Below are 12,921 nucleotides of genomic sequence, written 5' to 3'. Positions count from 1 at the left end.
GAGAAGCATTACGGCAAGACAAGGAGGATTTACACGATGAAAAAGGCAATATTTTCATTCATTGCGACAGCTCTTCTATTAGGATTGACCGGTAATGCTACTTACGCAAAAACAATTACCGTAAAAACAGGTGATACTCTTTGGGAAATTTCAGATGCCCATAAAGTTTCAGTAGAACAAGTAAAACAATGGAATCAATTAAACTCAGATACAATCTTTCCTAATCAACAATTGAAAGTTTCACCAAAGGCAAAAAAATACATAGTAAAACAAGGTGACACCCTTTGGAAGATTGCTAATAAGAAGGGTGTGACGGTGAAAAACATAAAAGATTGGAACCATTTGCAGTCAGAAGTAATATTCCCGGGCCAAAAGTTAGCGTTTAACTCTACAGAAGGATCCATTGAATCCCTCGAACGGCAAAAGCAAAGGATGGGCAAAACAATTACCGTAAAGGCAACGGCTTATACGGCTTACTGTGAGGGTTGCTCCGGAATTACAAAAACCGGCGTGGACCTAAGGAATAATCCTGGCGAAAAGGTGATCGCGGTCGATCCGAATGTGATTCCGCTTGGCTCAAAAGTTCATGTTGAAGGCTATGGTTATGCCACTGCCGCAGACATCGGCGGCGCCATCGAAGGCAACGAAATCGACATCTTCTACCCTGAAGAACAAACAGCCCTCAACTATGGCGTCAAAAACATAAAAGTTACCATCATCAACTAACAATTAAGCAAGATCACGATGCTTTAACGCATTACAGCTCCCTTTTAGGAGGGTAACTATTTTCAATGGAAAAAGAAATTAGTGAAACTGTTAAATACGTACTGGACCGATTTATGGAAGGGAAAATTGAGCCGGATCAAATACTTGCTTTGTCCAGAACCATGAAAGCCGCTTTTGGAGCAGACACGGAAAAAGAAGCAGAAGAAATGGCAAGGCAGTATTTAACAGAGAATGGCTACATGCGAAAAGGTACCTTTCCCGCTTCGACTACTTTTCCTTAAACCAGCTTCAAGGAGTATGATAATTCCATACTAAAAAAAGGCCAGTCCCAGCATCAAGCAATGGGAGCTGGCCTTTTTTACAATCACATATTAATCAAACGTTTGATTAAATTCCCAAGAAAAGTGAATATAAAAAGTCGGAACATTATGTATTATTTCAATTCCCCACTTTTTGTATTAGTTTTTAACACTAGTGTTACTTAACTAAAATGGATTTGTAATTTTAAGCTGGTAGTATTTGGGGTAAGAAAAAACTTTGGGGGAAAAAAGAAAAGTGAAAAAATTAGTAACATCCGTCGTGATGGCAGGTACTTTACTTGTCAGCAGTCCGTTGGTCAGCAGCGCAGCCTTGGGAGATAAGACATTGAAAAGTGGCATGACTCACAGTGATGTTAAGCAATTGCAAGAGGTTCTTAAGAAAAAGGGTTACTTTAAGAACAGTAAAACAACGACTTATTTTGGATCGGTTACTAAAAATGCTGTAGTAAATTTCCAAAAGAAACACCGTCTATCAGCTGATGGGATTGCTGGAAAGAATACATACAAGGCTTTAGGGATTTCCAAAGGTTCTTCTTCTGCAGTCAGGAGCACTACATTTGGAAATCGAACTTTAAAAAGCGGTATGACAAGCAGCGATGTAAAAAAATTACAAGAAACCTTAAAGAAAAAAGGATATTTTAAAAGCAGTAAAACAACCAACTATTTCGGCTCTATAACCAAAAGAGCTGTGATCAATTTTCAAAAAAAGCATGGCCTGACACCCGACGGGATTGTGGGCAAAAATACATTTAGAGCATTGGGAGTTTCAAAGAGCGGCAGCAATTCTGTGGTTAAAGCTGCATCAACTTCCTCCAAATCTGCCAGCTTAGTTGCAACAGCAAAAAAGTATATGAACGTTCCGTACGTTTGGGGCGGCAGTACGCCGAAAGGCTTTGATTGCAGCGGCTTCATCAATTATGTTTTCGATAAAAGTGCCAATGTCAACTTGCCTAGAACGGTAGCAGATATCTATAAAAAGGGCGTCCGCGTCTCCACTCCTCAAGTTGGGGATCTCGTATTTTTCGAAACCTATAAACCAGGTGCTTCCCACGCCGGCATCTATATCGGCAACAGGCAATTCATCCATAGCTCCTCTTCAAATGGAGTAAGCATCAGCTCTTTGAACAACAGCTACTGGTCCCCAAGATATCTTGGAGCCAAAAGAATATAAAATTCCCTGTAAGCTACTTAAAGGCAGATCTCCCAGAGATCTGCCTTTTGTGCTTTAAAGCACTGGGGGTCTGACCCCCACAGACACAATTAAGAAATCCTATTGCTAAAGTAATTAAGGTTCTGATTATTTAAAACGTTCTTTCTTAGTCGATATACGAGAAGAGGGTTTGTTGACATCATTACCTAAAGGGGTTGCTTAACTTGGAACAGAAATTGGAACAATTTCTGGCTAATTTGGAGATTATCCAAAGTACATTTCCGGAAGATTGCTGTCTTGTAATTGCCGATACGGAAAAGGTCATAGGGTATTTACCTTGTGAAACGATTGATATCAAGATTCCTATAGGTGCTTCAATTCAAAGGGACACTAACTTACGAAGCTTTCGAGACCGGTAATATACTGAAGGAAGAAAGAGATGCGCAGCGATTCGGTGTTGCGTATATATCCACCGCGACGCCGATTAAGGAAAACGGGGAAATTATCGGGGTCATCAGTTCCATCGTTTCGAACCATAAACTGGATTTATTGCGATCCGGTGCAGAAGAACTGACAGCTGTAAGTGAACAACTGTCCGCAACTTCCGAACAGATGTCCAAAGTATCCGAAATTGTTGCGAAAGACCTCCAGGAACTTGCTGAAGCATCATTACTGCTGAGAGATGAAATCAAAAATATTGAGCGCATTTTATCGATGATAAAAGATACTGCCGTGAGGTCCCGTATCTTAGGATTAAATGCTTCCATCGAAGCTGCACGTTCCGGAGAACATGGCAGAGGCTTTGCCGTTGTTGCAAATGAGATAAAAAAGATGGCTGACAGCAGTAAAGAATCTGTGGAAACTGTTGAGCCGCAGCTAAAAGAAATGATGGAAAACCTAGAAAAAATAATCTCCACTTTAGCAAGTATTTCTTCCCACTCCCAAGAACAGTCCGCCATGATTGAAGAATTCCATTCATCTTTTGAACATATCGTTAATACGGCTTCCGAATTAAGCAGCAAGGCCACTGTTTAAGATTAGTGTGCGCTTTAAAGCGGGTTTCCTTAGGGGACTGTACCCCATCACATTAACGCTTTAAAACATTGGGGGACTGACCCCCATCGCTTTAACGCTCTAAAACATCGGGGGACTGACCCCCATCGCTTTAACGCTTTAAAACATCGAGGGACTGACCCCCATCGCTTTAACGCTTTAAAACATTGGGAGACTGACCCCCATCGCTTTAACGCTTTAAAACATCGAGGGACTGACCCCCATCGCTTTAACGCTTTAAAACATTGGGAGACTGACCCCGCCGCTTGGATTTCCCACATTCTCTAAACTTAATCAATCGTTTGATTAAAAAACGGAGAACCGGGAAAGGCACCGGGGATGTAAGAAAACGGTCCCCGGTGAGAAACCATGAGAACCAGCCAAGCTAGAGTAAAGCTTGATCCTTCCTCAATTTTTTCAATGCAGATTGCCGCCATGATTTTACCGCCGATACAGTAACACCTAATTGACTCGCAATTTCCGGCAGTGATTTTTGCTCTTGAAACGTAAGCAACAGCCAGTCTGCCTGGTTTTTCGTTAATCCCTCGCAATACGTTTTCAGGGTTTCCAATTGCAGGGGCTCATCAAAGGTCACAGCTTTTTGCACAAAATCCTGCGATTCCATTTCCAGTGGTGTATTCCTCGTTTCAAATAAACTTTCCTTCGTAAACTCATTCAATATCTTTCCTTTTACAGTTGTATAAGCATACGTTAAAAACTTCCCCTTATCCGGGTCAAATTTGGACTTTGCTTCCCACAATCCGATCAACCCGATTTGAACGAAATCCTCCTTGTTTTTATAAATAGCCAATGACTTAATGATGTGATGGATCATCGGTGTGTATTGCTCGGCCAGCTTCGAAAACTCATTCATTCTATAACACCTTTTGGAAAAGCGCGCTTTTCAGTGATTCCCGGGTGCCTCAAATGTAGCTGAATTTTCTTATGGCCGCGAAAGGAACAAATGTGCATTTGCTGCATGAAATTTAATTTTTCAAGGAAAAAGAGTGCCAAAAAGATGTTACTTATAGGTAAAAACATAATTTTAAAGCTTTTTTTAGATTAAAAAAACAGAACCCAGGGACATCATCCCCTGGGTTCCGTTTAGCTTTCATTTTTTTGAGATTCACGCCACGGTGCATGAATCCAATAGATTTCCTTCTAACTTGCTTACAACTACTATTGGGGAGGCAGCAATCTGCCTTCTCTTGTCCAGAAGACAACAAAATAACCGCTTAGCTTGTCATTTGCATGTTTTGCTGCTGTATTGCCTCAATTTCTTCCAAATTGTTCAGCAGCCCCGCCGGGTTGAGTAACGTGACAAATCCTTGATCTGTTTTTACGACTCCTGAAAGGTAAGCTGCATTTTGAATGAGCATTCCATTCATTTCTTTTATATCTTCAATAAGCACGTCCAGTATCTCTTTTGCTTCCTCTACAAGTACTCCCATAGTTGCCCCATTGAGATTCACTAACATTATCCTATTTTGGCCAGTGCTCTTAAACCGCCGGTTAAATAGAATTTGAACGGTATCCAAGACTGGCACGACCATGTCCCGCAAATTTGTTATGCCCAAAATATAATTTGGCATCTGTGGCAATTCGGTTATAGCCTGCATTTTTTCTATTGATATTACACTGGAAACCGGTATACCAAAATCTTCTTTTCCCGCCTTAAACACTATATATTTAGCAGTCTCCATGCTCCAAACCTCCTGGGAAAATCCTTGCCAAGTACCTCGTGAATCTTGCACCGGCGAATCACTTTGTACGTGGATGGTTTTTTGTAATTACAGTTTAAACTGGGAGATAACCTCTTCCAGCTCCACTGCCATCTTCGCCAACTCCTGGGCAACATAGGATACATCTTCCATTGATGCAGTCATTTGCTGGGAAGAAGCCGCAACATTTTGTGAGTGGACATTTACATCTACCGACGTTCCTGAAACGTTTTCAATATGGCTAACGACTTGAGCAATACGGTTCCGCATGTTATCCATTGCTGCTCCCACTTCAGATATATTGGCCGAAACAGTTAACACTGAATTTTTAATGTCCCCGAAGGCCTTTCCGCTTTCATTAACAAGGAGCAGTCCTTCCTTGGCAGAGCTCGACCCTTTTTCCACGAGGTTCATTGAATCTTTGATTCCATCTTTAATGTCAATAATAATATCATTGATTTGCGATGCTGATTTACTGGATTGCTCGGCCAGCTTTCGAACTTCATCGGCTACCACCGCAAAGCCCTTGCCATGCTCCCCTGCTCTTGCGGCTTCTATGGCTGCATTCAATGCCAATAGGTTCGTCTGTTCCGAGATGGATTGTATCATTAAACTGATTTGGCTTATTTCGTTTGATTTCTCACTTAATTCACCAATTTTTTTAGCGGAAGATGTTACATTTTCATCTATTTCACTCATTTGTTTTACTGTCTGGTTTACCACATCGCTGCCTTGTTGGGCTGATTCTGTAGAAAGATTGATCGAGCTGCTGACATTGTTCATGCTTATGGAAACATCATCGACATGCCTTGATACTTCATTAATGATCTGTACTGCATCTTCCATCGCGGCATTCTGCTCATCGGTTCCAGCGGCGACACTCTGAATGGATTCAGATATTTGATTTGATGCTTTTTGATTTTCTACAGAACCTGCGGCAAGTTCCTCAGATGTAGCCGACAGCTGCTGAGAGCCATCAGAAATTTTCGTCATGACCTCTTTTAAGCTATCAGCCATAACATTGTAATTGCGGCCCATTTCACCAATTTCATCATTCGCCTTCAGCATTACCCGTTGCGTTAGATCACCCTGTGACATCGCCAATGACAAATCACTGATTTTTTTAATATTACGAGTTATGCGCAAGCTCATGAAAACGGAAGCCGCAACGGCAGCGGCCGCCACAATGGCGCCTAATAGGACAAGACCCCCGCGAATATCATCTGCTGTTGCACTCAATTCACTTTTCTCGATGACAGTAATATACTTCCAGCCTTCATTATGGGAACTCACTATATTTAATACATATTCTTTTTCTTCAATTTTGGCCTCAAACGAACCATCTTTGCTTAAATTCTTCAGTTGGGGCACATTCAGCTTGGTGATTGGCTTGAAATTCAATTTGGGGTTATGGGGATCCGCAAGAATAGTGCCATCACTTTGAGTCAATATCACATATCCATTTTTTCCGATCTTAATATCCTTGATAATGCTGGTTAAGCCTTCAAGACTAACATCTAACCCTAACACGCCTTTTTGTTTGCCATCCTGTTCAATGGTGACCACGTTGCTTACTATGATGCCATCCTGGCCCGTCGCAGCATAAGCACTTGTAAGTTTCACCCTCCCTGGTTCTTCCATTGCTGTAGTATACCAAGGCCGCTCTCTCGGATCGAATCCGGGAGTTGTGGGTCCCTCGGGATATTGGATATACCCCCCATCTACAGTGCCCATATAGACATATGCGGCATTGGGATGAGTTTTCCCAAATTGGGAAAAGACCTCAAAAACCTCTTTTTCCTTCTTCCCATTCCGGGAAGGAGTCATGTCAATCGAATCCCCGCCTGTTGCATTTTTATAGGAAGTTACACCTTTATCAGCATTTAAAACGGCCGGGTTCGTTGCCAGTAACTGTGCATTTTCCCTGATAGATTCAAAGTACATTGAAATGGCATTATCAACCTGATTGATTTCTCTTTCACTGGATTTTATATATTCCTTCTCCGTTGTTTCAGTGATACTTTTATTAAGGAAGAATCCGATAAATAGCATCGGTATGAGGGAAAGAAGTAAAGAGTAAATCAACAATTTTGTTTTAAATGAAAACCTTGTATTTTTCATTATTTTTACCTGCCTCCAGCAGGAAAAGGCAGAGTACAGCCTTCCTGCTTATTCCTGTTTCTATTTTAGTAGTTCCTGTACCTGCGTTCCGACCAGGTAACGGTCGTATTTCGCCGAGTGTTTTCCCCCTTTTACAAAGCAAACAAAAAAAGGCTGCTCCTGAAAAACTGGAATAGCCATCCTGAAATTCCGGACTATTCGGCAACCTGGCAATCATGGTTCTGTTTTTCCAGAACGTTAGACCCAAGGCTTTGCGTCCTTACCTTTCGATAAGTTTGCCTTTATCATTTTCGTAGGTATATCATCCTGAGCAATATGAACTAGATGCAATGTTTTCTATTTTATATAATATCTTCTAGACTTTCAAGCATTCTATTTTTCACAAAATATTCTGGATAATTTTTAAAAAAGCTAGGATTAATCTTGAAAATTCGCACCCTTATGGAAATTTTAGAGGAATATAGGATTAGATATAGTGAGGAGCGAAAGAATGTATTCAACAGTTGGACGCTTATTGCGGATTAATGGGAATGGATTTTTCTGCTTGACCAAATTGTTGTTCCGTATTCACATAGTTTTATCACGAATATGTCAGGATGGGGCGGACCTATTTTCCTTCCCCGGATCATTTCTAAAAAGATTTCTATTATTTCAGAAATAAAAAAGGACTAAAAAGCCCTTTTTTATCCTTTACCTCACAATCGGGGTTATTTATATTTCGGAATCTCCAATGTCATCTTATAGGAATCCAATAGACTATATAAATTATAGATTTGCTTAACTTGCTTTGATGCCCAGCCGATATCAGTGGCATATTGATGGGTTGCATATCCATTGGCAGCCGCTCCAAGCGGATTCCATCTCATTTTATACAGATTATCCTGTCCCGCGTTGATGTACCCACGTGCGATGAATTGGGCACCGCCGATTATTGCTGCTTCCGGTGTAAACCATCCGGCCTCATAGGCATATTTTGCTCCGCTGCTTACTGCAGTATCATCATACGCCCCGATTCCATACATGTTATAAACGGTTTTTCCATTTATCTCCACCCCTGTGGCGAGCTCTGAAGCCCCGTTCCCAGTTTCCAATAATGCATGGGAAATCAAGTAGATTTCATTCACTCCATAAGTTTCCCCTGCTTCAATGAATGTTGCCGCCTTTCCTGATAAAATCCCCTTGCCTGCCAAGATTTTTTCATTTACTTCCGCGACATTCAGATTAGTAGTTTGTGATAATTTTAAAAACTGGAAAGACTCCATCGGATGGTTAGCAAAATTATCAGGATTTACATAGTATGCAACGTCAGTTGGACTGGCATTGACCCATGTTTTTTCAAAGTCCACTTCATACCATTTGTAGCCATCCGAACCTTCTACTGTTGAAATGATATCTAACGTTTCGTTCTCATCTACTGTACCCACTACCCAGTAATTCGTGCCGGCACCGCCCCTGAGCCTCCACGTACTTCCGATTACAGTCCCTTTTGTTGGGCTGGTCAACGCCAGGCCATCTTCACGGATAAAGGTTTGATAGTTTTTATCCGTTTGGGCTTTGGCCGCCATTTGGATATTGGTCATCTCATTTAGTGTCAAATCATAATCCTGGTACACCCTGTCTACCGTACCAGCTGGGTTTCCCGGGCTTTCCGGCGCTTTCTCACCTAGAAAATCAGAGCTGACATATCCTGTCTTGCCATCAGCAGACACTTTTGCCCAACCGTTTGTATCGGAATATACCTTGACTTCCGTCCCCCTGGAAAGCTTTGCTACGATTGAAGCGGTAGGTAAAGCAGCCGAGCGCATATTCAGAGTGGAACCGGTGTTGACATTTACATATTTGGTGATAACGACTTGTTGTTCGCCTGTGTTTCCGCTGGCCGGCTTCGTTGCAGAAAGGTATTCGGAACTTACATATCCTTCCTTTCCGTTTGCCTTTATTTTGGACCAGCCATCGGATTCGGAATAAACGGTTACCTGCACGCCTCTGGAAAGACTCGTTACAATAGGTGCATTTGCAGATGCGGTTTTACGAACGCTCAATGTTCCGGAACTTACATTGACATACTTTGTTGTGATGTTAGGAGCGGTTGTAGGTTTGGCAGCTCCCGGCTTAGATGGAGAAAGGTATTTCGAGCTCACATACCCTACTTTCCCATTAGCCTTTATTTTGGACCAGCCTTTTGATTCAGAATACACCGTTACCTTTGTTCCTTTGGAAAGCCTTGCAACGATGCCCGCTTTGGAAGATGCACTCTTTCTCATATTGAGAGAACCGGAACTAACGTTTATATATTTTGTGGTTGTTTTCACCGTGGCTGCGGGATTGGCTGTACTGGAAGATCCAGGCTTCGCCGCAGAAAGATACTTTGAACTTACGTAGCCATTTTTGCCGTTCGCGCTGATTTTTGCCCATCCATTGGATATTAAATATACGGTAACCCGCGTACCCTTTGATAATTTTGCAACAAGAGATGACTTTGCTGAAGCGGTTTTGCGTAAATTCAAGGACCCGGAACTTACGTTTACATATTTCGTGGTTGTTTTCACCACGGCTGCGGGCTTTAGCGTACTGGAAGATCCAGGCTTTGCCACAGAAAGATACTTTGAACTTACGTAGCCATTTTTGCCGTTCGCGCTGATTTTTGCCCATCCATTGGACACGGAATATACAGATACCTGGGTACCCCTGGACAGCTTCGCAATGACAGATGCTTTTGCAGAAGCACTCTTACGTAAATTCAAAGAACCAGATTTAATATTTACATATTTTTTGGTCACGGCAGATTTGGACGAGCCGCTGCTTGAACCCGGTTTTGTTGAAGTCAGGTATTTAGAACTGACATATCCGTCTTTCCCGTTTGCCTTTACCCTTGACCAGCCATTTGAATCTGAATACACAGTGACTTGTGTTCCTTTTGATAGTTTCCCAATAACTGCAGCCCGATCGGAGGCGCTCTTGCGGAGATTTAAAGTGGAACCCTGGCTCACATTCACATACTTTACGCTTGTTTTCTCACTCACTTGCTTTGCGGGTGAAGCTGCTACGAAAACGCCCTGTTCAAACGCCCCAGTTGACAAAACAGCAAAACAAAGACCCGGAATAATAAATTTTTTCATCTCAAACTCCCTGCTAAAAAATAGTTTTTTCTCAAAAAGCAACAACTGCGACGTGGAAGCAACATAAATAAGTATAGTAAAATACCTATTTCAACTTTTTGACTATAACATAATTGTTTTTCCTGATTAGGAAGCTTATGGGAGTTGTTATCAGAATGTAAATAAATTAACGCAACTGACATTATTCTGCAATAATCGATATATTTTTTACGCTATGATATTTTTTAATAAAAGCCCATATTTGTAGTTGTATTTAATAGATATAAACAAAAATCAATAGATTTTAAATCGGCTTAAATGTAGGTATAAATGCAAAAAGGACCAATTATCCTCACTGGGGAATTTGACCCTCTTTTCGTTTCCCTGACTCCTTCGTGCTTAAAGCAATATAAATCTGTTTACCTATAACTTTTTTCCTATATTTTCCTATCAACCCAACTTTTTACCATTGCCAGTATTTGAAATAGTAAGTATATTTTACTGGTAAATACTTTCCACTATAGGAAAATAAATAGATAACAGGGGGATTCTTCTTACTTATGAAGAAAAAGAGATTTGCTGCTATGGCTTTGGCCACAGCGATTGCTTCATCGACACTTTTCGGAGCCCAGATAGAAGCTTCGACATACAAAGTCAAGTCCAATGATACATTATGGAAAATTTCCATGAACAAAAAGGTTACAGTTGCCCAACTGAAACAATGGAATAAGCTCAAAACGGATCAAATCCGTGTAGGCCAAGTACTGAAAGTAACACCTCCAACCTCAGCCTCAAAATTGAAGCAGACGAACACTAACAGGCCAACATATATTGTAAAATCAGGCGACACATTGTTTCTCATTGCAAAGAAAAACAAGACAACTGTCAGCGCCATTAAAACTTTGAATAAATTAAAATCCGACAAAATATTAGTAGGCCAAAGGCTGCTCCTGCCTAATTCAGTAAAAGGCATCAGTTCAACCAACACACCATCTTATCTAGCCTATGCGAGTTTCCCTTTACCTAAAGGTTCCTTTCAACCCTTTGGAGACACATGGGGGGCTTCACGCCAATACGGCGGGGACAGAGTCCATGAAGGAACAGATATAATGGCTCCTAAAGGAACACCTGTTTATTCTGCAACAGATGGAGTCATAGTGAGTTACGGTTGGAACCAGCTTGGGGGATGGCGACTCTCTATTAGAACCAACGAAGGCTACAATTTGTATTACGCGCATCTGAGCAAGTATGCAGCTGGAATGAAAAAGGGAGCTGTAGTCAAACAAGGACAGGTTATTGGATTCGTAGGCAATACAGGTTACGGGCCAGCTGGAACATCGGGTAAATTTGTTTCCCATTTGCATTTTGGGATGTATGACAGCAACTGGAAAGCAATAAATCCTTATTCACATTTAAAATATTGGGCTTCTAAGTAAGTAGATTCATATAAAGAAGTGTTAGATGTTTTTGTCCCTGATAGCTGGCAAAAAGACAGGCCGCCCGCTGTCAGGGGTTTTTTCCTGGCCAAATGCTACTGTAATGACTTATTTAGTGCTGCCTGTTTTGGTATTTTAGTAGTTTAATCAAACGATTGATTAAACTTTAACACTTTAAAGCACCGGGGGTCAGACCCCCAAACGCATCATAAGCTTGATCTATTTTTAGTGCATTGATATAAAAGCTTAATAAATAATAGATGAATTTATCGCCTTTTTCAGTGGGCGGTTTTATTTTGGCCGAATAGCATCAAAAAATCAAAATAGAACAAGTCAGCAAAAAAGAAAAGCTGAACAGGAATTCTCATTACACTTAGTTCTTAATAAAGAAAAAAATGTTCGTTAAATCATTTACATCCTAAATACATGGTGTTAGAATTATCTGGTAAATCAATATGAAATTGACCTAGGAGGAATGTAATGAAAAAGAAAACGCTTTTTACCAGTTTACTTGCGTTAGCCCTCTCTGCCCAAATAGCGCTGCCTTCTGGAAGCGCCCAGTCCCCAAAAGGAACACAAGAGATTTCGGTAGTAATAAACGGCGTGAAAGTACATGGAGATGGAACCCGCTGGGCCTCAGGCACTGGCTGGGTAGATGCAAAAGGTTATTCCGAGCTGTTAGGTCTGAAATACTCTTTTAAAGAAAAGAAAAAGGAATTTAAAGTCAATGGCAAGACTTTGGCTGCCAGGATTTACAATGGCAGGCCTGCCGTAAAAGCCAGGGATATCGCCAAAGCTACCGGTGCTGAAAACGTGTTATTAGATAGAAGTAAAAAAGTATGGGAATATTACGTCCTGGATTTGCCTAATGGCTCCATTAGTTTGGAAGGTACAAAAGATGTAATGGCACCAGGTGTTCCAGGTATGGGACAGCATTGGGGAAGCCCCGCTGAATTGCCGCTCGGACCTATATACGGAGTTGAAAAAGGGAAGCTGGTTTTCATTGAGCAAATGATTAGCCAGGAAGACTTTGCAAACGGAAAGAACTATGTAAATATTCCCGGAATGAAAGGCCTGCCTTCGCCTGCGATCGTGCATTCAGATGTGGAATTTGTTCCTCATGGCCACCCGGGCTTTGAAGTGCCGCATTTCGATATTCACCATTATTTTGTAACTCACAAAGAACATTTAAAATTCAGTATGCCGCCAGGCGGAACCACACCACCTGGTCATCAACATTAAATCTATTTGGTGATTCGATTAACAATAGCCCTGGATCCTTTTTAGTGGGATCCA

Annotated in this window: 12 protein-coding genes and 1 riboswitch; of the genes, 8 read left to right on the top strand and 4 right to left on the bottom strand. The window is 41.3% G+C overall.

Annotated elements, in window-relative coordinates; translation table 11 throughout:
* Positions 1-36 precede the first annotated feature (36 nt).
* The 5 genes from D0466_RS19325 to D0466_RS19310 all read left to right on the top strand — a co-directional run bounded on the left by D0466_RS19325 (position 37) and on the right by D0466_RS19310 (position 3,231).
* Positions 37-726, top strand: a complete 690-nt coding sequence (locus tag D0466_RS19325) for a LysM peptidoglycan-binding and 3D domain-containing protein (protein ID WP_117324168.1) — start codon at positions 37-39, stop codon at positions 724-726.
* A 65-nt stretch (positions 727-791) separates the two neighbouring features.
* Positions 792-1,007: a hypothetical protein gene (locus D0466_RS19320; protein ID WP_117324167.1), complete on the top strand. Its 216-nt coding sequence runs from the start codon at positions 792-794 to the stop codon at positions 1,005-1,007.
* 274 nt (positions 1,008-1,281) lie between these two features.
* The gene (locus tag D0466_RS19315; RefSeq protein WP_117324198.1) at positions 1,282-2,217 is read left to right on the top strand and encodes a C40 family peptidase; all 936 of its coding nucleotides are present in this window, start codon (positions 1,282-1,284) and stop codon (positions 2,215-2,217) included.
* A 203-nt stretch (positions 2,218-2,420) separates the two neighbouring features.
* Positions 2,421-2,615, top strand: a complete 195-nt coding sequence (locus D0466_RS22360; protein WP_158555964.1) for a hypothetical protein — start codon at positions 2,421-2,423, stop codon at positions 2,613-2,615.
* Positions 2,566-3,231 carry a methyl-accepting chemotaxis protein gene (locus D0466_RS19310; RefSeq protein ID WP_117324166.1) on the top strand — a complete coding sequence of 222 codons (666 nt, stop codon included), beginning with the start codon at positions 2,566-2,568 and terminating at the stop codon, positions 3,229-3,231. Before D0466_RS22360 ends, D0466_RS19310 begins: the two co-directional genes overlap by 50 nt.
* Positions 3,232-3,634: 403 nt before the next feature.
* On the opposite strand, the gene D0466_RS19305 is transcribed toward D0466_RS19310, so the two are convergent.
* The 3 genes from D0466_RS19305 to D0466_RS19295 all read right to left on the bottom strand — a co-directional run bounded on the left by D0466_RS19305 (position 3,635) and on the right by D0466_RS19295 (position 7,091).
* The gene (locus D0466_RS19305) at positions 3,635-4,123 is read right to left on the bottom strand and encodes a sigma-70 family RNA polymerase sigma factor (RefSeq protein ID WP_117324165.1); all 489 of its coding nucleotides are present in this window, start codon (positions 4,121-4,123) and stop codon (positions 3,635-3,637) included.
* 361 nt (positions 4,124-4,484) lie between these two features.
* On the bottom strand, positions 4,485-4,952 hold the full coding sequence (locus D0466_RS19300; RefSeq protein ID WP_117324164.1) for a chemotaxis protein CheW: 468 nt from the start codon (positions 4,950-4,952) through the stop codon (positions 4,485-4,487).
* Between the two features lie 87 nt (positions 4,953-5,039).
* Positions 5,040-7,091 (bottom strand): methyl-accepting chemotaxis protein, encoded by a 2,052-nt coding sequence (locus tag D0466_RS19295; RefSeq protein WP_117324163.1) that lies wholly within the window; start codon positions 7,089-7,091, stop codon positions 5,040-5,042.
* On the opposite strand from D0466_RS19295, the gene D0466_RS21960 reads away from it, so the two are divergent.
* Positions 7,070-7,267, top strand: coding sequence for a hypothetical protein (locus tag D0466_RS21960; protein WP_142919953.1), 198 nt, complete (start codon positions 7,070-7,072; stop codon positions 7,265-7,267). The genes D0466_RS19295 and D0466_RS21960 overlap by 22 nt on opposite strands.
* Before the next feature lie 21 nt (positions 7,268-7,288).
* Positions 7,289-7,381, bottom strand: a riboswitch (cyclic di-GMP riboswitch).
* A gap of 417 nt (positions 7,382-7,798) precedes the next feature.
* Here D0466_RS21960 and D0466_RS19285 read toward each other — a convergent pair.
* The gene (locus D0466_RS19285; protein ID WP_117324161.1) at positions 7,799-10,210 is read right to left on the bottom strand and encodes an SH3 domain-containing protein; all 2,412 of its coding nucleotides are present in this window, start codon (positions 10,208-10,210) and stop codon (positions 7,799-7,801) included.
* A 539-nt stretch (positions 10,211-10,749) separates the two neighbouring features.
* On the opposite strand from D0466_RS19285, the gene D0466_RS19280 reads away from it, so the two are divergent.
* Positions 10,750-11,625 carry a LysM peptidoglycan-binding domain-containing protein gene (locus D0466_RS19280; RefSeq protein ID WP_117324160.1) on the top strand — a complete coding sequence of 292 codons (876 nt, stop codon included), beginning with the start codon at positions 10,750-10,752 and terminating at the stop codon, positions 11,623-11,625.
* A gap of 480 nt (positions 11,626-12,105) precedes the next feature.
* Positions 12,106-12,867: a hypothetical protein gene (locus D0466_RS19275; RefSeq protein WP_117324159.1), complete on the top strand. Its 762-nt coding sequence runs from the start codon at positions 12,106-12,108 to the stop codon at positions 12,865-12,867.
* Positions 12,868-12,921 lie beyond the last annotated feature (54 nt).

The organism is Peribacillus glennii, assembly GCF_003429105.1.
Lineage (GTDB): Bacteria > Bacillota > Bacilli > Bacillales > DSM-1321 > Peribacillus > Peribacillus glennii.
This window is presented reverse-complemented; position numbering and strand designations above follow the sequence as displayed.

What these genes read in the sequence shown, in the direction of transcription:
- D0466_RS19275 (WP_117324159.1), top strand. Translation starts at nt 12,106, where the DNA reads ATGAAAAAGAAAACGCTTTTTACCAGTTTACTTGCGTTAGCCCTCTCT.
- D0466_RS19305 (WP_117324165.1), bottom strand. Translation starts at nt 4,123, where the DNA reads ATGAATGAGTTTTCGAAGCTGGCCGAGCAATACACACCGATGATCCAT.
- D0466_RS19285 (WP_117324161.1), bottom strand. Translation starts at nt 10,210, where the DNA reads ATGAAAAAATTTATTATTCCGGGTCTTTGTTTTGCTGTTTTGTCAACT.
- D0466_RS19300 (WP_117324164.1), bottom strand. Translation starts at nt 4,952, where the DNA reads ATGGAGACTGCTAAATATATAGTGTTTAAGGCGGGAAAAGAAGATTTT.
- D0466_RS19280 (WP_117324160.1), top strand. Translation starts at nt 10,750, where the DNA reads ATGAAGAAAAAGAGATTTGCTGCTATGGCTTTGGCCACAGCGATTGCT.
- D0466_RS21960 (WP_142919953.1), top strand. Translation starts at nt 7,070, where the DNA reads ATGAAAACCTTGTATTTTTCATTATTTTTACCTGCCTCCAGCAGGAAA.
- D0466_RS19325 (WP_117324168.1), top strand. Translation starts at nt 37, where the DNA reads ATGAAAAAGGCAATATTTTCATTCATTGCGACAGCTCTTCTATTAGGA.
- D0466_RS19320 (WP_117324167.1), top strand. Translation starts at nt 792, where the DNA reads ATGGAAAAAGAAATTAGTGAAACTGTTAAATACGTACTGGACCGATTT.
- D0466_RS19295 (WP_117324163.1), bottom strand. Translation starts at nt 7,091, where the DNA reads ATGAAAAATACAAGGTTTTCATTTAAAACAAAATTGTTGATTTACTCT.